Here is a 21,002-nt window from a genome sequence, read left to right as displayed (position 1 = left end):
CTAGAGCGACATGTCGACGACGGCGCGCCCCTGGATCTCGCGGTTGCGCAGGGCGGTGTAGCCGGCGCCGGCCTCCTCGAGCGGCAGGCGGCGCGAGACGACGTCGCGGTAGTTGATGACGCCCTTGTCGGCCAGGTCGACGACGGCAGGCAGGTCCTGGCGGGTGCGAGCCCCGTAGGAGCCGAGGATCGACTGCGAGCGGCGCACGGTGCGGTTGATCTCCACCCCTGCGGTCTGCACGCCGGCGCCCAGGCCGATGGGAACCATGCGGCCGCCGTCGGCCAGGACGTCCAGGGCAGTGGTCCAGGTGGCGGGGATGCCCAGCGCCTCGAAGGAGACGTCGACGCCCTTGCCGCCGGTGAGCCGGAAGACCTCCTCGCGGGCGTCCTGGGTGACGGAGTTGACCACGGCGGTGGCTCCGTAGTCGAGCATGGGGGCGAGCTTGTCGTCGTCGACGTCGATGGCGATGACCTGGCTGGCGCCGAAGGCGCGGGCGATCTGGACGATGTTGGTGCCCACGCCGCCGGTGGCGACCACGGCGACGGTCTCCCCGTAGCGCAGGTCCGCGCCGCGGCGTACAGCCCCGTAGCCGGTCATGGCGGCGCAGCCCAGGATGGCTGCCGGGACCATGTCGATGGTCTCTGGCACGGGAGCCACGGCGGTGGAGGGCACGACGGCGTACTCGGCCAGCCCGCCCATGGAGTACATGGCCACCGGCTCTCCGTCGGGGGTGGCCAGGCGGGTGGTGCCGTCGTAGAGGACGCCCTTGAGACGGTTGAGGTCGAAGAAGGGGCCGCACAGCTCATCGCGGCCCGAGGCGCAGGCGTCGCACTGGCCGCAGGGCATGAGGAAGCCGCCGGCCACCTTCTGCCCGACCTCCAGCCCGGTGTGCTCGTTGCCGGGGCCGAGCTCCACGATAGTGCCGGAGACCTCGTGGCCGAGCACCGCCGGCAGCGGGAAGGCGATGGCGCCCCCGATGACGTGGAGGTCGGAGTGGCACAGCCCGCAGGCGGCCACCTTGATGAGGACCTCGCCGCTCTTGGGCCGGGGGGTGCGCAGGGTCTCGATCTCAAGGCCGACCTCGTGGTCCCGCAGGACCGCGGCCCTCATGGTCTCCGGGATCGACTCGGGGATGGACTCGGTTGTCTCTGAGGTCTGGACTGCCTCGTTGCTCGTCATGCTCAGCTGCCTCTCTGTCGGGTGTCGACGACGTCGGGCCGTCGGGCGGCCTCGTCCGGCCACATCCCCACCCTACGACATTTGTCCTGACAAACCATAGGTCTGAAGTCGGATGCGCGGACGCCTTCCCGGGTGCTCCCCGCGTTTGCGGAAGCGTCTCAGACCTTCAGCTCGCGCGGCAGCCGCAGGAGCACGACGACGACGCTCACCAGAGACAGCGCGAAGGCCGCCCAGTACAGGACGGACGTCCCCAGGTGGACCACGATGAGCAGTGCCGCGACAAGGACGCCGGCGCGCGCCAGGGCTCCTCCGGTCGCCGAGGCCCGTCGCTGGGCCTCGACCAGCCACGGCGGGATCCGCGGGTCGATCGCACCCTGGCAGGCGGGCAGGACCAGCACCGACTGGCTGGCCACGAGGATCGTCAGCGAGACGACGATCGTCCAGGCCCCCGCGCCTCCCCCGAGAGTCAGTCCGGTGACCAGGAAGGTCGCCCCCAGAACGGCGACGACGGCGCCCAGCACGACGCGCAGGAAGCGCAGCTGCTCGACCCGGGTCACCAGCGCCAGGGCGAGAAGCGCCAGCCCCACCCAGGTCACGGCGCTGACGGCGATCGCGCCGGAACCGAGACCGAGGTCGGCCACGACCAGTGGCGCCAGGACCAGGGCGGCGGCCCCCAGGGGCGCCTCCTGGGCCAGGATGAGGACGGCGCCGGTCAGGACGGCGGCGCGCACCTCGGGCACCCGCAGCTCGGCGGGGGTCAGGGCCTGCTGCTCGGCCATCATCTCGGCGTCCAGACGGGTCCAGTCGATGGCCACGGAGGCCTCCAGGGTCCCGTGCAGACGGCGCAGCGCCTCGAAGGCCTCGACGTCGCGATCCTGGCGTACGAGCCAGACCGGGCTCTCGGGCAGGCGCAGGGCGCAGACCAGGTAGATGAGCCCGGCGAGAGCGACCACCGCCCATGCGGTGGGCACTCGCACCGGGCTCCACCAGGCGGCCAGGGCCACGGCGCCGGCCCCGGCCGGTCCGAGCGCCATGGCTTGCGGCATGAGGCGTTTGTGCCCGCGCAGGGACAGCTCGTGGCAGACCAGTGGCGCGACGACGAGCACCCCGCCCGCGGACAAGCCGGTAAGTCCAGCGCCGATGAGGCCGACGACGCCGTCGAGTCCGGCCGCGAGGCCTGCCCCAATCGCGGCCAGCAGGGCCGTGGCCAGTCCGGTCGGCCTGCGGCCGGCGTGCCGGGCGAGGGGCCTGGCGGCAACGGTTCCCAGCACCATGGCGATGCCGACGACGCACACCAGTGGCAGAGCGGCGTCGCGGGTACCTGTCACGGCGACGGCCAGCACCCCCTCGAGGGCTCCCAGGAACAGACCTGCCGCCCACGCGTACAGGCGGAGGCGAACCGGGGCGGGCGGCGCGCTGCGCGCCGGATACGGGTTCATGGACCAGTCACCGTGTACGTCATGGGCGGCATATGTGTATGGGGGTCTGCTCAGAGGTCTACTCGGAGATCGTCACCAGCCGGTGCTGATGATGTCGTCCGGGAACTGCGACAGTGTGTCAGAACCGGATGGTCGGCTTCAATTCGATCCGTGCGGATCCACCCGGCCATGGTGGTCTGCCATCCGGCCTGTCACCGGTCTGTCACCGGTCTGTCACTGCCGCAGCTCCGGGCGCGACCGGTCAGCTGTACTCCTTCTCGAAGCGGGCCTCGAGCTCCTCCAGGGAGTGGTACTTCGTCTCGGGCACGAACCTCATGTAGAAGATGAGCGAGAGGACGTTGAACAGGCAGAAGATGAGGTAGGTCAGCGACCCGCCCAGCTTCTCCATCATGACGGGGAAGACCGCGGCGACGATGCCGTTGGCGATCCACAGGGTGCCCACGGCCAGCCCCATGGCCGTGCCACGAACCTTGGCGGGGTAGATCTCCGCGATGAGGACCCAGGTGACCGTCCCGGACTGCTTGGCGAACACGAACAGCGAGACGATGAGCAGTACCAGGTAGGGGGCGAAGGTGGGGGCGCCCTTGATGTTGCCGTCGGCGTCCTGGTAGGGCTGGATGAGGAAGTAGAACACCGCGGCCAGGAGCCCCAGGGAGACGACGATGCTGGCCTCCTGGTAGATGCCCACGTGCCGGCGGGCGAACTTGGTGACCAGCCACAGGCCAACGGCCGAGCCGACGAAGGAGACGAACCCGGAGACGACGTTGAGGGAGATCGCGTCACTCATGGGCAGGCCGGCGGCGGAGAGCACCTTGGGCGTGTAGTACATGGCCGTGTTGATACCGGTGAGCTGGTCGGCCAGGCCCAGGATGATGCCGATGAACAGCAGGTGCCGGGTCCACTTGACGCCCATGATCTGCGCCAGGCCCCACTTCTCCTGGCTGGCCTCCTTGCGCTGGATCTCCAGCATCTCGTCGACCTCTTCGGCGATGGAGCCGTCCTTGGACTCGTCGCGCACTCGCTTGAGGGAGCCGATGGCCTCGGCGATACGCAGGTTGGCGACGTACCAGCGCGAGGACTCCGGCATGAGGCGGATGCCGAACCACAGGGCGACGGCGGGCAGGGTGGCCAGCACGAGCATGTAGCGCCAGGTCATCCCGTTGCCGGACTCAACCACGACGTTGCTCAAGTGCTGCACGGTCTCCCACGCGACCGTGTCACCGGCCTTGGCGACGACCTCACCGGAGCCGTTGACGACGTCGTTGGCAACGGTGACCTCCGGGCCGCCGTGCATGCGGGCGAGGACCGCGTTCATGGAGAAGGCGAGGAACTGGCCGAAGACGATCATCATCTGGTCGACGGCCACAAGAGTCCCACGGATGCGCTTGGGTGCCGTCTCACCGAGGAAGACGGGAACGATCGCCGAGGCACCGCCGACGGCGAAGCCCAGGACGATCCGGAAGAAGTAGAGGACCCAGATGTTCGGTGAGAGCGTGCAGCCCAGGGCCCCGATGAAGAAGACCAGGGCGAGGAGCATGATGTTGTGCCGGCGTCCGTACTTGTCGGAGAGCTTGCCTCCCACCGAGGCGCCCAGGGCGGCGCCCAGGCAGAGCAGGCCACCGATCCAGCCCTCCTCCCAGGAGGTGATCTGCAGGCCGTTGGCGTCGTGCGGCAGGTACATGTAGGGCAGGGCGCCGGAGATGACACCGGTGTCGTAGCCGAAGAGCAGTGAGCCGAGGGTGGCGACCAGGGCGATGAGCCCGAGCGAGCGCTTCGGCCCCGAGGCGGGGGTCTGGTCGACCAGCTCCTGGATCTTCTCCGGCGTGTACTGCGCCGCAGAATTCGATGGTGTGGACATGGAAGGAACTCCTTGGATCGTCCGCCGTCGTTGGCGGAGGCGAAAGCGGGCGCTGCTGGATGGACCGGGAGCCCCGATCCGCCGGCCTCCGCCCCGCAGCGCAGGAGCGGGAGCCGGCAGCGTGGACGGTCCTCACTGTAGACAGTGCGGACCGATGAGGGTCAGCCGAGCTCCTTGCGGAGCCGGGCCAGCACTCGGCGGTTGATGTCGTCGGCGTGCTCGTGCCAGCCGAAGACGCATACGGAGAGCACGCCGTCGAAGTCGATGTCCCGCAGCGTGGAGAAGACGGCGTCCCAGTCGACCTCACCGTTGCCGACCTCGTTGTGCTGGTGGACGGTCACGTCCGCGCCGGGAGGGTTGACGATGTAGCGGTTGCCGTCGTTGGCGCGGTGGTTGAAGCCGTCGGCGATGTGGACCTCGCGCAGCTTGCCGGCCTCGTGAGCGGTGCGGATCATGCGCTCGACGTCGCCCGCCCCGTCGGAGAGGTGGAAGGCGTGCGGGCAGCAGAACTCGTATCCGAGCCAGTCCTTGTTGACCGCGCGCACCAGGTTCAGGGCGGGGTCGTGCAGCTCGACGAAATCATAGGGGTGGGCCTCCATATTGAGGCGGATGCCGTAGCGCTCGAAGTCGGGGATGAGCTCCTCGATGGAGCGGAACCACTGCTCCTCGCTGCGGCGGGCCTGGTTGCGGTCCCCGGAGAACTCCGAGGTGATCTCGCGGACGTCGATCTGGTCGGCGAGCTCGAGCAACCGACGCCAGTTGGAGACCTGGGCGCGCCGCTCCTCCTCGTCGGGCGAGGACCAGTTGAAGACGGGGTTGAGGGTGCGCACTTTGACGCCCGTCTCCTTCTGCGCCTTGTTGAGCTCAGCGACGAAGGCGTCGTCGGCGGCGGGACGGTGGTGCCAGAAGTGGAAGTCTGAGTTGGGCGAGAGCTCGACGTACTCGAAGCCCAGCTCGGCTGCCTTGTGGAGGGTTCGCACCGTGGACATGGTGCGGTAGTACATGTTCGGGTCTAGGGCGATGTCTACCAAGGAGGTCTCCTCTCGGGGGCCGACGGCCATGTCGACATCCCCATAATGTCATGACAATAGCGTGGAGGGAAGTAGTTGAGGGCGGCAGTTTTCAGTCCTTTGACGGCATCGCGGGCTCCTGCCGTCCTGCCGCCGAAAGGTCGTCGTCCGGGAAGGCGCGCCGAGCGCCTCCCCGGACGGACGTCGTGGATTGATCCCGTCGTCGCCCGTCCGACGCAGGGCCGGGACGCCGGCGAACACGCAGCAATCGCGAGCGTCTCAGCCGATGACCACGCACCGGGCGGACGACGACGGGAGGCATGTCAGGCGTAGAAGGCGGGCTTGGCGATCATCTCGACGTCGACCTGGCGGCCGCCGTTCTCCAGGGAGGCCAGGCCGGCGTCGACGACGCAGGTGGCGGCATAGCCGTCCCAGGCCGTGGACCCGGTGTGCTCGTCACGCTCGACGGCGCGGATCCACTGCTGAACCTCCTGGTTGAAGGCGGTGTGGAAGCGGTCGATGTGGCTGCGGCAGATCGGGTTGCGGTTGCCGTAGGAGTCCCGGGTGATGACCGTGTTCTGGTCGCTGAGACGGATGGTGCCGGCCTCCATGACCAGCTCGCACTCGATGGAGTAGCCGAACTGGATGTTGACGTTGATCTCGTCGTCGATGAGCACGCCCGAGGCGGTCCTGGCCACGAGGACGAGGGGGTCCTGGAGGTGGTCGAAGCGGCGCGAGGTGGAGCGGGGCGCGTCCACCCGCACCGAGACGATCTCGTCGTCCAGCAGGTAGCGACAGATGTCGATCTCGTGGATCGCGGTGTCGTCGATCATGTTGCGGGTGGTGTAGTTCTCCGGGACCGAGGGGTTGCGGTGGCGGCAGTGGACGAGCGTGGCGTAGCCCAGCTCCCCGCCCTCCAGGGCGGCGCGCATCTCCTGGTAGCCGGCGTCGAAGCGGCGCATGAAGCCGACCGTGACCAGCTTCTTGCCGGCCTTCTGCTCGGCCTCCATGATGGCGATGCAGTCCTCGGGGGTGGTGGCCAGGGGCTTCTCGCACAGGACGTACTTGCCGGCCTCGATGGCGGCGATGACGTCGGGGGCGTGGACCTTGCCGAAGGTGGCGATGAGGACGGCGTCGACGTCGGGGTCGGCGATGAGCTCGGCCCCGCTGCCGTAGGCCTTGGCGCCCAGGGGCTCGGCCACGGCCCTGGCGCCCTCGAGGTTGAGGTCGGCCACGGCGACGATCCTGCCGCCGGCCAGCTCGTTCTCGATGCGCTCGACATGGGCGCGGCCCATGCCGCCGGCGCCGATGAGTCCGATGCGTACAGTCATGATGTGTCTCCTCGTTGAGTTCGAGTCAGTGGTAAGTCAGTGGCGAGTCAGTGGTGAGTCGGTGGTGAGTCGGCGACAGGCCGAACGGCTGGGAGCCCTCAGGCCAGGCCCAGGCCGCACTCGGCCAGGTACGTGCGCATGTTGATGGCGTTCTGCTTGGGGAAGGAGGGGTCGCAGGGGTAGCAGTCCTGCTCGCAGATCGCGTAGATCGGCTTGTCCAGGGCCGCCAGGGCGTCGACGAACTCGTGCATCTCGGGCAGGCCGGCCGGCGGGCAGACCGAGGCGCCCTTGGTGACGGCCTCACCGAAGGGCCAGTCCTTCTCGTGGGCCTCGCGAGTGATGTCCTCGTCGAAGGCCTTGATGTGGACGTAGGTGATGCGCTCGGGGTACTTCCTGCACAGCTCGACCGGGTCACCGCCGCCGTAGACGACGTGCCCGGAGTCCAGACACAGGTTGACGTAGGTCGGGTCGGTGGCGTCGAAGATGCGGGCGATCTCCTCGGGCGTCTCGATGTGGGAGTCGCCATGGGGGTGGAGGACCATCTTGAGTCCGTACTCGTCCAGGAGCATCTGGCCCAGGGCGTTGGCGTGCTCGACGTAGAGCTTCCAGGCGTCGTCGGACAGGACGCGGTCGTCGGTCCACTGCCAGGTCTTGTCGTCGCGGTAGAGCGGAGGCAGGTGGACGATGTACTCGGCGCCGACGGCGGCGTGGGTCTCGGCGATGGCGCGGAAGGTCTTGAGCGTGGTCTCCCAGGCGTCCTGCTTGTGCAGGATGCCCCAGCCGGTGCCGGCCACCACTCGCATGCCGAACTCGTCGCACCACTTCTGGAGCTCCTTGGGGTCGGTCGGGAAGTAGCCGAAGGGCCCGGTCTCGATGACCTCGAAGCCGGCCTCGGCCATCTCCTGCCAGGCCTGGCGGGGGTCCATCTGCTTGGGGTCCTCGGGGAACCAGACGCCCCACTGGTCGGGGCAGACGCCGATGGTGAGCTTGGAGTACTTGGGGTCGCTGGTGTTGACGGCTTTGGACATCGTTGTCTCCTTGGTGAGGCGGTTTCCGAATCGTTTCGGACGTGACATCCACTGTACACCTCCACCAACCGGAAACCTAGGATTTTGTTCTAACAAAGATGTCTGATCTTCAGCGAGCGAGCAGACATCATGGCGACACCGGGCCGATGCTCGGATCGGGGACTGCGTCTCGCGTCGAGGACTGCGTTTTCTCGCAGATTACTGGGAGCTGACCCCAGTGATCTGCATCAGAACGCAGTCCTCGCGCGGAAAGTACGTTCCCGACCGTACCCAGCACCCCGACTCGGGCGCTCATCGCCCTGCTTGCGCTGCGAGCGTGCCGTCACAGCCCACGGGATATCAGGGATATCCGGGATATCCCGGTGCAGATGATCGGCACTCGGAACGCGGACCCGGCGCCACCAGCCTCACCCATCCCCGTCCCCACCCGCGCCGGCTTGGCACAATCACCAGGCCGGCTGGAGCCGACAGAACAGCAATGTGGGCGCCTCCCCGTACAGGAAGGCGCCCACACTCAAAGCGGCGGCCGTCTCAGGACACCGGCAGCACCGCTCTCACTCCTCGCGCTGGAAGGACATGGTCGCGGCGTAGGTCTTCTCCGAGGGCCACCGGCTGGTGACCGCCTTGGCCCGGGTGTAGAACCGCACGCCCTCGGGGCCGTGGATGTGGGTGTCGCCCAGGAGCGACTCCTTCCAGCCGCCGAAGGAGTAGTAAGCCACCGGAGTGGGGATCGGCACGTTGATGCCGACCATGCCGGCCTCGACGTCGAGCTCGAAGCGGCGGGCCACGCCGCCGTCATTGGTGAAGATGGCCGCGCCGTTGCCGAAGGGCGAGGAGTTGACCTGCTTGATGGCCTCCTCGTAGGTGTCGGCGTGGACGATCGCGAGCACCGGCCCGAAGACCTCCTCGGTGTAGAGCGAGGACTCCAGGGGCACGTTGTCCACGATGGTCGGGCCGAGGAAGTGACCCTTCTCGTGGCCGGGGATCACCAGCGGGCGGCCGTCGAGGACGATCTCGGCGCCCCGGGACTCGGCGTCGTCGATGAGGCCGGTGATGAACTCCTTGGACTTGGCGTCGATGACCGGACCCATCTCGACGCCCTCGTCCATGCCGTAGCCGACCTTGATCTTCTCGGCGTGGGCCTTGACACGGCGGGCCAGGTCCGGGCCGCAGCCGCCCACGGCCACGACGACGGGCAGGGCCATGCAGCGCTCGCCGGCGGCGCCGAAGGCGGCGGCGGAGATGTGCTGGGCGGCGAAGTCCAGGTCGGAGTCGGGCATGACGATGGCGTGGTTGTTGGCCCCGCCCAGGGCCTGGACGCGCTTGCCGTGGGTGACGCCGGTGTTCTGCACGATGTGGGCCACCGGGGTGGAGCCCACGAAGGAGATGGCGTCGATGCCGGGGTGCTCGAGGACCTTGGAGACCATGGTGCGGTTGCCGGAGACGACGTTGAAGACGCCGTCGGGCAGGCCGGCCTCCTTGTAGAGCTCGGCCGTCAGCAGCGCCGCCGAGGGCGTGGCCGAGGCCGGCTTGAGGATGAAGGCGTTACCGGTGGCGATGGCGATCGGGTGCATCCACATGGGCACCATGGCCGGGAAGTTGAAGGGGCAGATGCCGGCGACGACGCCGACCGGCTGGCGCAGGGTGTGGATGTCCACGCCGGTGGAGATGTCGGAGGAGTACTCGCCCTTGAGGGCCACGTTGATAGCGGTGGCGAAGTCCAGGGTCTCGCGGCCGCGCTGGATCTCGCCGACGGCGTCGGAGTAGTTCTTGCCGTGCTCGGCCACGATCATCCTGGCCATCTCGTCCTGGTGGTCCAGAACCAGCTGACGCATGCGGAACATGATCGCCGTGCGCTTGGCCAGGGAGACCTTGGCCCACTCCTTCTGGGCGCGGCGGGCGACCTCGACGGCGTGGTCGAGGTCGGCGTCGGAGGCCTGGAGCAGCTCGGCCTCGACCTCACCGGTTCCCGGGTTCTCGACGGCGAAGCGGCCGATGGGAGTGCCCTCGTAAGGCTTTCCGTCGATCCAGTGCGTAATCGTTCTCATCGTTATCGACTCCTGGTTGTCGGTTTCGCGGGCCCGTCCCCGCCTATGGGGTCGGCTAGGCACAACCCCCGACCAAGGTCTCAGTGAGGGCCGGTCGGGCGCCCAGTGCCTTGCATGTGCCACCACCCTAACGTCCTAGACGGCGGTTCACGTCATTTTGTCAGAACAAAATGGGGACGTTGACCACATCGTGATCTCCTCGGGCCTCCCCTGCCTCCCGACGCCGCGCCGAGGCTCACGGGGACGCCTTCCGGACGCCTGCCAACGCGCACACGGCGGGGCCCACGGCCGTGATCGCCGTGGGCCCCGCCGACGCGGTGGCGCAGGAGCTGCGCGCCGGTCCGCGACCTACCTGTGATCCCTCCAGGTAGCGTTAGAGGTAGTGGCGCTGCGGCTTGCGGTCGCGCTGGTAGTCCTCATAGGCGCGCTGGGTGGACTCCAGGGCGGAGACGCCCGAGACCGGGACGTCCCACCAGCTAGACCCGGGCGGGTTGGGGCCGTAGAGGTCGGTCTCGATGTGGATCATCGTGGGACGGTCGGAGGCCTCGGCCTTGCGGTAGGCCTCCTTGAACTCCTCGATGGTGTGGACCTCGAGGACGTCCAGTCCCCAGGAGCGGGCGTTGGCGGCGATGTCGACGCCGTCGATGACCTGCTCGTCGGCCAGGTGGCTGCCCTCGCCGCGCTGGCGGTACTTGGTGCCGAAGCGCTGGGAGCCGCGGGACTCCGACAGGGCCCCGATGGAGCAGAAGCCGTAGTTCTGCAGCAGGACGTAGATGACCTTGATGTTCTCCTGGACCACGGTGGCCAGCTCCATGGGGAGCATCTGGTAGGTGCCGTCGCCCACGATGGAGACCACCTCGGCGTCGGGCCGGGCGAGCTTGACGCCCATCGCGGCGGGGACCTCGTAGCCCATGCAGGAGAAGGCGTACTCCACGTGGTACTGCAGCGGGCTGCAGGCCTGCCACAGGGCCTGGAGGTCACCGGGCATGGAGCCGGCGGCGTTGATGACGACGTCCTCCTCCCCCATGAGCTCGTTGAGGGCGCCGAAGACCTCGGTCTGGGCGGGCAGCGGACCGTGGTCGAGGTGGTAGCAGCGCTCGGTGGCCTTGAGCCAGGCCTCCTTCTCCTTGGTGATCTCCTCGGAGTAGGACTCCTCGACGCGGTAGTCCGCGAGCGCGTCGGTCAGGGCCGCCAGGGCCTCGCGGGCGTCGGCCACCACCATCTCGGCGCTCTCCTTGGCGGCGTCGAAGGGCGTGACGTTGATGTTCACGAACTTCACGTCGGGGTTCTTGAACTGGGTCTTGGAGGCCGTGGTGAAGTCGGAGTAGCGGGTGCCCACACCGATGATGAGGTCGGCCTTGTCGGCGATGTGGTTGCCGGAGTCGCAGCCGGTGGAGCCCACGCCGCCCACGGCGCTGGGGTGGTCGAAGTTGATGGCGCCCTTACCGGCTTGGGTGTCGCCCACCGGGATGCCGGTGGCGGCGGCCAGGGCCCGCAGCTCCTCGCTGGCTCCGGAGTAGATGGTGCCTCCACCGGCGATGATGAGGGGGCGCTTGGCGGCCTTGATGAGGGCGACGGCGCGCTCGAGGGCGGCGGGCTCGGGCACCGGGCGGCGCACGTGCCACACGCGCTTGCGGAAGAACTCCACGGGCCAGTCGAAGACCTCGGCCTGGACGTCCTGGGGCATGGCGATGGTCACCGCGCCGGTCTCGGCGGGGTCGGTGAGCACGCGCATGGCGTTGAGCAGGGAGGGGATGAGCTGCTCGGGCCGGTTGATGCGGTCGAAGAAGCGGGAGACAGGACGGAAGGCGTCGTTGACGCTCACGTCCAGGCTGGTGGGGTCCTCCAGCTGCTGGAGCACGGGGTCGGGGACGCGGGTGGCGAACTGGTCGGAGGGGAACAGCAGCACCGGCAGGCGGTTGGTGGTGGCCAGGGCGGCGCCGGTGACCATGTTGAGCGAGCCCGGACCGATCGAGGCCGTGCACATGTAGGTCTGGAGACGGTTGGTGGTCTTGGCGAAGGCGGCTGCCGCGTGCACCTGCCCCTGCTCGTTGCGGGGCATGATGTAGGGCATCTCCTGCTCGCCGTCGGCACGGGCGATCTCGTTCTGCAGGAGGGCCTGGCCGATGCCGGCCACGTTGCCGTGGCCGAAGATGCCGAAGGCGCCGGCGATGAGGCGCTGCTCGACGCCGTCGCGCTCGGAGTACTGGTTGGACAGGAAACGGATGGTGGCCTGGGCGACCGTCAGGCGGATCGTGCCGGCGTAGGCTTCGTTGCTCATCGTGGTTCTTCTCTGTTCTTCTCTGCTCTTCTGAGGTGGTGGGCGGAGGGCGGTCAGGCGGGTCGGCTAGTCGTTCATGGGGGTCATGGGCAGGCGCGGGTCGACCTGCTGGCCCTCCCAGGTCTGGCGCACCCAGGTGTGGTGGGGGTCGTCGGTCATGAGCCACACGGAGTCCTCGGCGGGGCCGGCCATGACGTTGAGGTAGTAGAGGTCGTAGCCGGGGGCGGCCACGGAGGGCCCGTGGTAGCCGTAGGGCATGACGACGACGTCGCCGCCGCGCACCTCGGTGCACACGTCGATGTCGTGGCCGGGTGAGGGGTAGATGCGCTGGAGCGCGAAGCCCTCCGCGTCACCCTCGCCGGAGCGGACCTCGTAGTAGTAGATCTCCTCCAGGACGCGCTCGACCTCGGTGTGCTCGTCGTGCTTGTGAGGCGGGTAGGAGGACCAGTTGCCTCCGGGGGTGAGGACCTCGCAGGCCAGCAGGTGGGAGGTCTCGACGTCGTTTCCCAGCGCGTAGTTGTTGACCTGCCGGGAGGAGGGGCCGGCCCCGCGCAGGCCGGTGCCGACCTCTGAGCGCGGGCAGTAGCGCAGCGGCTTGTCGGCGGTGGCCTTAGCGCCGGGCAGGGCGATGCGGGCGCCGCCCGCGCTGGTGAGGGTCGCCTCGGTGCGGCGGGGGACGTAGACGTAGTCGGTGATGTCTGTGAAGACCGAGTCGCGTCCGGCCACCTCGAAGCGCTCACCGCCGGCCTGGACGCTGCAGCCCCCGGACAGGGGCAGGACGAGGTACTCGTGCTCACCGGCCGGCACGGTCAGGCTGCCTCCGGGGGCGATCGCCACCACTCGTAGGGAGGACCACTCCCAGCCGGCCCGCTCGGGGGTCAGGTCCAGCTCGTAGCTGTCGTGGGTGAGCTCGCCGGCGCGGATGACGTAGCGGGACTGGCCCGACGTCTCGGGCTGGGCGGGGCGGTCGGTGTGACCCATGGCGGTGCTCCTTCGGCTCCTGAGTGGTTTCGTGCGGATTGTCTCGTATCTGTGGCCCGGCCGGGGCCGATTGACGGGGCGCGGGACGCCTGTCCTGCGGGGCTGTTCAGGTGCTCACAGCAGGGCGACGGCGGCGTCGACGGCGCCCTCGACGTCGTCGTTGCGGGGGTAGAGCAGGGAGCGTCCCACGACCAGGCCCCTGACGTTGGGCAGCTCAAGGGCCGCCTTCCAGGAGGCCCGGGTGGCCTCGGGGTCGGTGGAGACCTCGCCGCCCAGGATGAGGCTGGGCAGGGAGGTGGAGGCCATGACGCGCCGCATCGAGGCGGGCTCGGCCACGCAGGGCAGCTTGAGCCAGGTGTGCGCCGAGCTGCGCCCCAGCGCCTGGGCGATGCAGATCGAGCGGATGACCGCCTCCTCGCTGAGGTCGTTGACGATGCGACCGTCCTGCCGGCGGGAGATGAAGGGCTCGATCATGGCGTTCAGCCCGCGCTTCGACAGGGAGTCGATGGCCTCGGCGCTGGCCTTCAGGGTGGCTGCGCTGGCGGGGTCGGCGTAGTTGATGCGGGTGAGCATCTTGCCGCCGTCGAGGTGGGAGGCCTCGATGCACTCGGCGTCGTAGGCGCCGAAGCGGTCATCCATCTCGAAGGAGGCGCCCTGGAGGCCGATGCGGTTCATGGAGCCCCAGACGATCTTGCCGTCCAGGGCGCCCAGGAGCGCCAGGTCCTCGATGATCTCGGCGGTTCCGAGGAAGCCGTTGACGCCGGGGCGCGACAGCGCCGTCACGCAGCGTTGGAGGAGGTCCTCGCGGTCGGCCATGGCCAGGGGCCGCTCGCCGGCACCCAGGGCCCCGCGGGCGGGGTGGTCGCAGGCGATGACCATGAGGCGTCCGGCCTGGGCCAGGTCGGCGCGGGGGCGCTGGGCCAGCGCCCGGCCGATGCGGTCGGGGTCGGTGGCCCGGACCTCGGTGATGGTGTCCGTCAGCGGCCTGGGACCACCGGCGGAGGCGGCAACGGATCCAGTGGCGGGAGCGGGGACGGTGCTCATCGGGGTCTCCTCACAGGTCCGTCAGGCCCGGGGCAACCTCGTCGCGGCGGGCGCGCATGAGCTCGAGCAGCTCGGGCTCGGTGGGCATGGCGGTGGAGCACTCCAGGCGCGAGGAGACGATGGCTCCGGCGGTGGAGGCGGCGAAGATGGTCTTCTCCAGCGACCAGCCCGACAGCAGGCCGTGGCAGATGGCTCCACCGAAGGCGTCTCCGGCGCCCAGGCCGTTCTTCGTGGTCACTGAGGTCACGGGCATCTCCACCCGCTCGGTGCGGGTCTTGGCCAGGGTGCCCTCCAGGCCCTGCTTGACGATGGCCAGCTCGACGCCGGCCTCCAGGAGGGCGTCGGCGGCGCGCTCGGGGTCGCGCTCGCCGACGGCGACCTCGCACTCCTCGCGGTTGCCGATGGCGACGGTGACCTTGGGCAGGATCTTGGAGACCTCGCGGTGAGCCGTGGCCTTGTCCTTCCAGAACATGGGCCGGTAGTCGAGGTCGGCGATGGTGAAGCGTCGTCGGTCCCGGGCCCCCAGGGCGGCGTGGTGGGCCGAGCGCGAGGGCTCCTTGCTCAGTCCGGTCACCGAGATCCAGAAGATGGAGGCGTCGCGAACGGCGTCGAGCGGCAGGTCCTCCCAGGTCAGCTCCAGGTCGGGGGCCGAGGGCTCGCGGTAGAAGTAGAGGGGGAAGTTGTCCGGCGGGAAGATCTCGCAGAAGGTGACCGGGGTGTTGTAGGCGGCCTTGGTGACGACGTGGCGGTCGTCGACCCCCAGGCGGCGCATCTCGGTGTGCACGAAGCGCCCGAAGGGGTCGTTGCCCACACCGGTGACGACGGCGGAGCGGTGCCCGTAGCGGGCGGCGGCCACGGCCACATTGGTGGGGCTGCCGCCCAGGAACTTGCCGAAGCTCTCGACGTCCTCCAGGCCGACGCCGACCTGGAGGGGGTAGATGTCGATGCCGCAGCGCCCGATGGTCAGGACGTCCAGCGTCTTCTGGCTGTCGAGCCGGCTCTCGGGCGCGTCCTCCCCAGCCGACTCGGTCACCTCGGTCGTCTCGTTGGTTGCCGTCGTTGCTGTCGTCACGGTGATCGCGTCTCCACATCCTTGGGGCCCGCAGGCCTCCAGAGGTCGGGCCTGCGCCGGGCGTCACTGCGAAGCCTGCCTCACGACGAGGCTCGAGGTCAAGCATTTGTCAGAACATTTGATGTCAGATGATCGCGGCAACCAGGACCATCGCAGCCACGATGACGCACGATGACGACAGTGCGTGACATCGACGCGCACCGTCCGTATGCTCAAGGCATTATCACGTCTGACGCACAGGCTTATCTCATGTCCGATTCAGCATCCCCTTTTGCCCTCGACATCACGATCGACCGCGCCTCCAAGACGCCGCTGCACACGCAAATTTCTGAGCCTTTGGCCTCACTCATCCTCGACGGCACGCTGCCCGCCGGCACCCGGCTCGAGGACGAGCTCTCCATGGCCAAGCGCCTGGAGGTCTCCCGCCCCACCGCCCGACAGGCCCTCCAGCACCTGGTGGACCGCGGCCTGGTCAAGCGCCGCCGGGGCGTGGGCACGATCGTCTCCCCCATGCACGTCCACCGGCCGATGCAACTGACCAGCCTGCTGGCGGACCTGTCCGCCGCCGGCCACACGACCTCCACCACCGTGCTGGACTACACCGAGCACGAGGCCGACGCCGAGGCCGCCGAGCACCTCGAGGTCGAGGAGGGCACCGCCGTCGTGTCCTGCACCCGCATCCGCTGCGCCGACGGCGAGCCGATCGCAGTCCTGTCCAACCTCATGCCGGCCTCCATGGCCCCCGCCCGCGAGGAGCTGGAGGCCGGGGGTCTCTACGACCTCCTGCGCGCCAAGGAGATCGTGCCCACCACTGCCAAGCAGGTCATCGGCGCCCGCAACGCCACCACCCGCGAGGCCGAGCTGCTGCACGAGCGCCGCCGCGCCGCCCTGCTGACCGCCACCCGCATCACCTACGACCAGTCGGGCCGCGTCATCGAGTACGGCCAGCACATCTACCGCGCCTCGCGCTACACCTTCGAGACCTCCCTGTTCTCGAGCTAGCCCTCTCCAGTTCTCCGCCCGACTGGGGCCGGGCTCTGCGCCCGGCCCGGGCGACACCACCGTTCCCAGGAATCTTTGTCCTGACAATTTGTTGACAGATGACGCCGGGCACACTTCAATAGGGGTACCGGACCGCGGCTGCAAGGACGCCTGCGCGGATGAACCCGAAAGAGAGCACAGAACAGATGAGTATCGAATACACTCCCGGCCCCCTTCTCGACGCTGCTCGCAACACGCCCACCGCGCTGTGGAACGACTCGGCCGACCCCGACGAGCTGCGTCAGTCGATCTCCTTCGGCGGCGTGGGCGCCACCTGCAACCCCACCATCGCCTACACCTGCATCAACCAGCGCAAGGACGTGTGGCTCCCGCGCATCGCCGAGCTGGCCGAGGAGATGCCCGAGGCCACCGAGTCCGAGATCGGCTGGCAGGTCGTGCGCGAGATGAGCATCGAGGCCGCCAAGCTGCTCGAGCCCATCTTCGAGGAGCACAAGGGGCGTAACGGCCGCCTGTCCATGCAGACCGACCCGCGCCTGGCCCGCAGCGCCAAGGCCCTGGCAGACCAGGCCGAGGAGTTCTCGAACCTGGCCAAGAACATCATCGTCAAGATCCCCGCCACCTCCGTGGGCGTCAAGGCCATCGAGGACGCCACCTACCGGGGCGTGTCGGTCAACGTGACGGTCTCCTTCTCGGTGCCCCAGGCCGTGGCCACCGGTGAGGCCATCGAGCGCGGCCTCAAGCGCCGCGAGGCCGAGGGCAAGGACGTCTCCACCATGGGCCCGGTCGTCACCCTCATGGGCGGCCGCCTGGACGACTGGCTCAAGATCGTGGCCAAGAGGGACAAGCTCTTCATCGACCCCGGCCACCTGGAGTGGGGCGGCGTGGCCGCCCTCAAGCGCGCCTACCAGGAGTTCCAGGCCCGCGGCCTGCGCGCCCGCGTGCTGTCGGCCGCCTTCCGCAACGTGCTGCAGTGGTCCGAGCTGGTCGGCGGCGACCTGGTCGTCTCCCCGCCCTTCGCCTGGCAGAAGCTCATCAACGACTCCGGCTACAAGGTCGTCGAGCGCATCGACGAGCCCGTGGCCCCCGAGATCATGGAGACCCTGCTGTCCATCCCCGAGTTCGTGCGCGCCTACGAGCCCGACGGCATGACGCCCGAGGAGTTCGACTCCTTCGGCGCCACCCGCCGCACCCTGCGCGGGTTCCTCCAGGCCGACGCCGACCTGGACGCCCTGGTGCGCGACGTCATCATGCCCCAGCCCTGAGCGGCCCCGATCAGGCTCGGTCGGGCCCCGGTGGGAGCCCGGCCGGCCGCAGGCGGCACCCGCCGCACCGGGTGGGTCGACGACGCCTTCAGACACGTTCCGCGTCGTCGCCCCACCCGCACCCCCACCACTGACCGACTGACCGCAACCCAGACACGCACTCACACGCAGAAGGAGCAAGGATGCTCTCCATCGCCGTCATCGGCGCCGGCCGCATCGGCCACGTCCACGCCAAGACCATCGCCGCCCACCCCCAGGCCGAGCTCGCCTTAGTCTGCGACCCCTTCGAGGACGCCGCGGAGAAGCTGGCCGCCACCTACGGGGCCCGGTCCTGCAAGGAGGCCGAGGAGGTCTTCGCCGACCCCGAGATCGACGCCGTCATCGTCGGCTCGCCCACGCCGCTGCACATCCCCCACCTGCTGGCCGCCGCCAAGGCCGGCAAGGCGGTCCTGTGCGAGAAGCCGATCGCCCTGGACATGAAGGACGTCGAGGCCGCCCAGGCCGAGCTCGACGCCGTCGAGGTCCCCGTCATGTTCGGATTCAACCGCCGTTTCGACCCCAGCTTCGCCGCCGCCCGCGCCGCGGTCGAGGCCGGCCGGATCGGCGACATCGAGCAGCTGACCATCATCAGCCGCGACCCGGCCGCCCCGCCGGCGGAGTACATCAAGGTCTCCGGCGGCATCTTCCGCGACATGACCATCCACGACTTCGACACCGCCCGCTTCTTCCTGGGTGAGATTGAGGAGGTCTACGCCGCCGGGCAGAACCTCGACCCGGCCCTGAAGGACACCGGTGACTTCGACGCCGCCGTCGTCACCCTCAAGGCGGCCTCGGGCGCCGTGGCCACCATCATCAACAACCGCCACTGCTCCTCGGGCTACGACCAGCGCCTGGAGGCCTCGGGACGCGAGGGCGCCCTGTTCGCCGAGAACATCCGCGCCACCACGGTGCGCCTGTCCAACGGGGAGGTCACCGACGCCCAGGAGCCCTACCTCGACTTCTTCCTGGAGCGCTACGCCGACGCCTACCGCATCGAGCTGAGCGCCTTCATCGAGGCCGTCGAGGCCGGCACCACGCCGCCCACCGGCATCGGTGACGCGATCGCCGCCCTGCGCCTGGCCGAGGCCGCCACGGAGTCGGCCCACTCCGGTCAGCCGGTGCGCCTGAGCTGATAACGGGGCCACGGGGCGCACCACGCCACCCCGCGCCCCTCTGCAGACACCGGTGGGCGTCGTCGAGTGATCCATCTCGACGGCGCCCACCGTGCGTTGCTCCGAGGGACTCCCGAGGGAGTCGGTCAGTCCTCCTCGTGCAGGCGGTAGGTGAAGGAGTGGGACTGCCCCACCGCCAGGGCGATGAGGTCCTCTCCGCTGTTGAAGGCGTTGGGCGGGCAGGTCATGGGCTCGATGGCCACGCCCGGCCGGGAGAGCTCGTCGGCGGTGTAGGCCTGCACCCAGGGAGCGTCCGAGCTCATGACGACGGCGCGGTCGCCCTGTCCGCCGCGCAGGCTCACCTCCCAGGTGCCCTCGGGCAGGGCGGTGTAGGCGTTGTCCGTCTGGGTGGCCCCGACCAGCCGGCCCCGGCGCCAGTCCCAGTCGGTTCCCTCCACGCTGCGCCGGCGCGTGGGAGCCATGTGCTCGTCGACGTCGAGGACCTCGGCCGCCGGGATGGTCAGGACGCAGTCGTCCAGGGGCACCGAGCGCGTCAGATAGGGATGGCAGGAGACGCCGTAGGGGGCGGGGGCGAGCTCGCCGTCGGCCTCGGGAGCACCGGGAACCGGAGGCGAAGGGCGGGCCGCGCCGACGTTGGTGGCGGTCACGGTGACGCTCAGCCCGCGCTCGGCGTCTAGCTGGAAGTGGGCACTGGCCTCCAGGCTCCACGGGTAGCCGTAGGAGGCGAGCAGGCTCAGCTCGAGGACGACCTGGCTGCGCTCGGCGCCGTCGTCGGGGCCGGAGGGGTCGTCATCGACGACCTGCCAGTCCATCCAGCCGGCCAGGCCGTGGAGGGCCGAGCCGCTGGCCGGTTCGTTGCAGGCCACGAAGAACTCGGTCCCGCCGTAGTCGTAGCGCGCCCCGGCGATGCGGTTGGCCCACGGCAGCAGGGTCTTACCCTGCCAGCCCGCGGGCAGCGTGGCCTCGGCGTCGAAGGGCATGATGAGGTCGCGCCCCTGCCTGCGCAGGTGGACGAGCATGGCGCCCGAGGAGGCGATGCGCGCCTCGTAGTCGCCGGCGACCAGGTCGATGAGTTCTCCGTTGATCATGGTTCCTGTCCCAGTGTTCGGGGGCGGGCCTGTGCCCCTCAGTGTTGATATCTCGGTTGGCATCTCATGTGGTATCACAACCGTCGGCACCGTAGGCCGTATCGGCCCAGATCCGGTGCCGACGGTCTCGATGGTTGCGGCTCACGCGGCACGCGCCGTCGTGTCGCGGACGAGCAGGTCGGGCACCACCCGGTAGAGGTGGCCGCCCAGGCGCCGGTCCTCACCGGCGACCTCCTCCGGGATCTGGCCGTCCTGGTCCGGGTGCATCCGGGCCAGCAGCGCTCGCACCGCCACCTCGGCGATGAGGCCGGCGTCCTGGCGCACCGTGGTCAGGGAGAAGGCCGAGGCCGCCGTCACCGGGATGCCGTCGTAACCGGTGACGGCCACGTCCTGCGGCACCCGCACGCCCTGGCGGCGCAGCTCCATGAGGGCACCGACGGCGCAGTGGTCGTTGAAGCACAGCAGCGCCTCGGGCAGCTCGCCGGCCTCGATGAGATGGCGCACCGCCCTGGCCCCGCTGTCCTCGTCGCCCCCTCCGGGCACGACGCGCGCACCGTCCGCCAGGCCGCGCCGCTCCATGGCGTGGACGAACCTCGCCACCCGCCGCTTCGCAGCGGTCTCTCGCCCGCCGTCGACATGGGTGATGCGACGCCGCCCGGTGTCGGCGAGGTGGTCGACGAGCAGCTGGATGCCGACGTCGTCGCGGGAGTGGATCTCGTCGACGTCGCTCAGCTCGGTGCCGGTACCGATGAGGACCGCCGGAGTGCGGTCAACGATGCGGACCAGGGCGTCCACCGGGATGTCGGGGTCGATGAGGACGATGCCCTCGCAGCGCTCCAGCAGCAGGGCGCGCAGTCCGTCGGCCACGTCCCGGTGCGGGGTGGAGGTGGCCAGGACCAGGCCGTGCCCCAGGGCGGAGGCCGCCTGGTAGAGCCCGTCCACGATGAGTCCCTGGTAGGCCTGTCCGATGGCGAAGCTGGCACCGATGAGGCCGGTGTGGCTGCGACGCAGGAACTGGGCTCGCGGATCGGCCTGGTAGCCGAGCTCGGCGGCGATCCGCAGGATCTCCTCGCGGGTCATCTCAGCGACGCCGTCGGAGCCGTTGAGCGCTGCCGAGACGGTGGAGATGGAGCGGCCGGCGTGCTCGGCCACGGTCCTGATCGTGACGCGGCCGCCGCGTCCTCGAGGTCCTTGCATCGCAGACGCC

At 69.4% G+C, this 21,002-nt stretch carries 16 protein-coding genes; 3 read left to right on the top strand and 13 right to left on the bottom strand.

What is annotated here, in order from left to right:
- The 11 genes from HCR68_RS07660 to iolC all read right to left on the bottom strand — a co-directional run bounded on the left by HCR68_RS07660 (position 1) and on the right by iolC (position 15,271).
- Positions 1-1,179 (bottom strand): zinc-binding dehydrogenase, encoded by a 1,179-nt coding sequence (locus HCR68_RS07660; RefSeq protein WP_167148281.1) that lies wholly within the window; start codon positions 1,177-1,179, stop codon positions 1-3.
- A gap of 158 nt (positions 1,180-1,337) precedes the next feature.
- The gene (locus HCR68_RS07655) at positions 1,338-2,618 is read right to left on the bottom strand and encodes an MFS transporter (protein WP_167148279.1); all 1,281 of its coding nucleotides are present in this window, start codon (positions 2,616-2,618) and stop codon (positions 1,338-1,340) included.
- Between the two features lie 241 nt (positions 2,619-2,859).
- A complete protein-coding gene (locus HCR68_RS07650; RefSeq protein WP_167148277.1) occupies positions 2,860-4,476 on the bottom strand; it encodes an MFS transporter in 1,617 nt (538 codons plus the stop codon).
- A 161-nt stretch (positions 4,477-4,637) separates the two neighbouring features.
- Positions 4,638-5,507, bottom strand: coding sequence for a sugar phosphate isomerase/epimerase (locus HCR68_RS07645; protein ID WP_167148301.1), 870 nt, complete (start codon positions 5,505-5,507; stop codon positions 4,638-4,640).
- A gap of 302 nt (positions 5,508-5,809) precedes the next feature.
- Positions 5,810-6,817, bottom strand: a complete 1,008-nt coding sequence (locus HCR68_RS07640) for a Gfo/Idh/MocA family oxidoreductase (RefSeq protein ID WP_167148275.1) — start codon at positions 6,815-6,817, stop codon at positions 5,810-5,812.
- A 98-nt stretch (positions 6,818-6,915) separates the two neighbouring features.
- A complete protein-coding gene (locus HCR68_RS07635) occupies positions 6,916-7,845 on the bottom strand; it encodes a sugar phosphate isomerase/epimerase (protein ID WP_167148273.1) in 930 nt (309 codons plus the stop codon).
- 554 nt (positions 7,846-8,399) lie between these two features.
- Positions 8,400-9,893, bottom strand: coding sequence for a CoA-acylating methylmalonate-semialdehyde dehydrogenase (locus HCR68_RS07630; RefSeq protein ID WP_167148271.1), 1,494 nt, complete (start codon positions 9,891-9,893; stop codon positions 8,400-8,402).
- Between the two features lie 373 nt (positions 9,894-10,266).
- A complete protein-coding gene (gene iolD, locus HCR68_RS07625) occupies positions 10,267-12,174 on the bottom strand; it encodes a 3D-(3,5/4)-trihydroxycyclohexane-1,2-dione acylhydrolase (decyclizing) (RefSeq protein WP_167148269.1) in 1,908 nt (635 codons plus the stop codon).
- 66 nt (positions 12,175-12,240) lie between these two features.
- The gene (iolB, locus tag HCR68_RS07620; RefSeq protein ID WP_167148267.1) at positions 12,241-13,155 is read right to left on the bottom strand and encodes a 5-deoxy-glucuronate isomerase; all 915 of its coding nucleotides are present in this window, start codon (positions 13,153-13,155) and stop codon (positions 12,241-12,243) included.
- Positions 13,156-13,269: 114 nt separating this feature from the next.
- On the bottom strand, positions 13,270-14,199 hold the full coding sequence (locus HCR68_RS07615; RefSeq protein WP_208320532.1) for a deoxyribose-phosphate aldolase: 930 nt from the start codon (positions 14,197-14,199) through the stop codon (positions 13,270-13,272).
- Positions 14,200-14,209: 10 nt separating this feature from the next.
- Positions 14,210-15,271, bottom strand: coding sequence for a 5-dehydro-2-deoxygluconokinase (gene iolC / locus HCR68_RS07610; RefSeq protein ID WP_167148265.1), 1,062 nt, complete (start codon positions 15,269-15,271; stop codon positions 14,210-14,212).
- Between the two features lie 249 nt (positions 15,272-15,520).
- Between iolC and HCR68_RS07605 the strand changes: the two genes are divergently transcribed.
- The 3 genes from HCR68_RS07605 (at position 15,521) to iolG (ending at position 18,707) form a co-directional block, all read left to right on the top strand.
- Positions 15,521-16,273, top strand: a complete 753-nt coding sequence (locus tag HCR68_RS07605; protein ID WP_167148263.1) for a GntR family transcriptional regulator — start codon at positions 15,521-15,523, stop codon at positions 16,271-16,273.
- 185 nt (positions 16,274-16,458) lie between these two features.
- On the top strand, positions 16,459-17,535 hold the full coding sequence (locus HCR68_RS07600) for a transaldolase family protein (protein ID WP_126412925.1): 1,077 nt from the start codon (positions 16,459-16,461) through the stop codon (positions 17,533-17,535).
- 182 nt (positions 17,536-17,717) lie between these two features.
- Complete coding sequence (gene iolG, locus HCR68_RS07595; RefSeq protein ID WP_167148261.1) at positions 17,718-18,707, top strand: inositol 2-dehydrogenase; 990 nt, start codon at positions 17,718-17,720, stop codon at positions 18,705-18,707.
- A gap of 125 nt (positions 18,708-18,832) precedes the next feature.
- Here the strand turns inward: iolG and HCR68_RS07590 are convergent, their stop codons facing one another.
- Together HCR68_RS07590 and HCR68_RS07585 are read right to left on the bottom strand one after the other, a co-directional pair.
- The gene (locus HCR68_RS07590; RefSeq protein WP_167148259.1) at positions 18,833-19,795 is read right to left on the bottom strand and encodes an aldose-1-epimerase; all 963 of its coding nucleotides are present in this window, start codon (positions 19,793-19,795) and stop codon (positions 18,833-18,835) included.
- Positions 19,796-19,936: 141 nt separating this feature from the next.
- Positions 19,937-20,992 (bottom strand): LacI family DNA-binding transcriptional regulator, encoded by a 1,056-nt coding sequence (locus HCR68_RS07585; protein ID WP_167148257.1) that lies wholly within the window; start codon positions 20,990-20,992, stop codon positions 19,937-19,939.
- Positions 20,993-21,002: the final 10 nt, after the last annotated feature.

It is taken from the genome of Actinomyces sp. ZJ308 (genome assembly GCF_011752065.1).
Lineage (GTDB): Bacteria > Actinomycetota > Actinomycetes > Actinomycetales > Actinomycetaceae > Actinomyces.
Note: the sequence above shows the minus strand (reverse complement) of the source record. Positions and strands in the feature narration are given on the sequence as shown.

What these genes read in the sequence shown, in the direction of transcription:
- HCR68_RS07660 (WP_167148281.1), bottom strand. Translation starts at nt 1,179, where the DNA reads ATGACGAGCAACGAGGCAGTCCAGACCTCAGAGACAACCGAGTCCATC.
- HCR68_RS07655 (WP_167148279.1), bottom strand. Translation starts at nt 2,618, where the DNA reads ATGAACCCGTATCCGGCGCGCAGCGCGCCGCCCGCCCCGGTTCGCCTC.
- HCR68_RS07650 (WP_167148277.1), bottom strand. Translation starts at nt 4,476, where the DNA reads ATGTCCACACCATCGAATTCTGCGGCGCAGTACACGCCGGAGAAGATC.
- HCR68_RS07640 (WP_167148275.1), bottom strand. Translation starts at nt 6,817, where the DNA reads ATGACTGTACGCATCGGACTCATCGGCGCCGGCGGCATGGGCCGCGCC.
- HCR68_RS07635 (WP_167148273.1), bottom strand. Translation starts at nt 7,845, where the DNA reads ATGTCCAAAGCCGTCAACACCAGCGACCCCAAGTACTCCAAGCTCACC.
- HCR68_RS07630 (WP_167148271.1), bottom strand. Translation starts at nt 9,893, where the DNA reads ATGAGAACGATTACGCACTGGATCGACGGAAAGCCTTACGAGGGCACT.
- iolD (WP_167148269.1), bottom strand. Translation starts at nt 12,174, where the DNA reads ATGAGCAACGAAGCCTACGCCGGCACGATCCGCCTGACGGTCGCCCAG.
- iolB (WP_167148267.1), bottom strand. Translation starts at nt 13,155, where the DNA reads ATGGGTCACACCGACCGCCCCGCCCAGCCCGAGACGTCGGGCCAGTCC.
- HCR68_RS07615 (WP_208320532.1), bottom strand. Translation starts at nt 14,199, where the DNA reads ATGAGCACCGTCCCCGCTCCCGCCACTGGATCCGTTGCCGCCTCCGCC.
- HCR68_RS07605 (WP_167148263.1), top strand. Translation starts at nt 15,521, where the DNA reads ATGTCCGATTCAGCATCCCCTTTTGCCCTCGACATCACGATCGACCGC.
- HCR68_RS07600 (WP_126412925.1), top strand. Translation starts at nt 16,459, where the DNA reads ATGAGTATCGAATACACTCCCGGCCCCCTTCTCGACGCTGCTCGCAAC.
- iolG (WP_167148261.1), top strand. Translation starts at nt 17,718, where the DNA reads ATGCTCTCCATCGCCGTCATCGGCGCCGGCCGCATCGGCCACGTCCAC.
- HCR68_RS07590 (WP_167148259.1), bottom strand. Translation starts at nt 19,795, where the DNA reads ATGATCAACGGAGAACTCATCGACCTGGTCGCCGGCGACTACGAGGCG.
- HCR68_RS07585 (WP_167148257.1), bottom strand. Translation starts at nt 20,992, where the DNA reads ATGCAAGGACCTCGAGGACGCGGCGGCCGCGTCACGATCAGGACCGTG.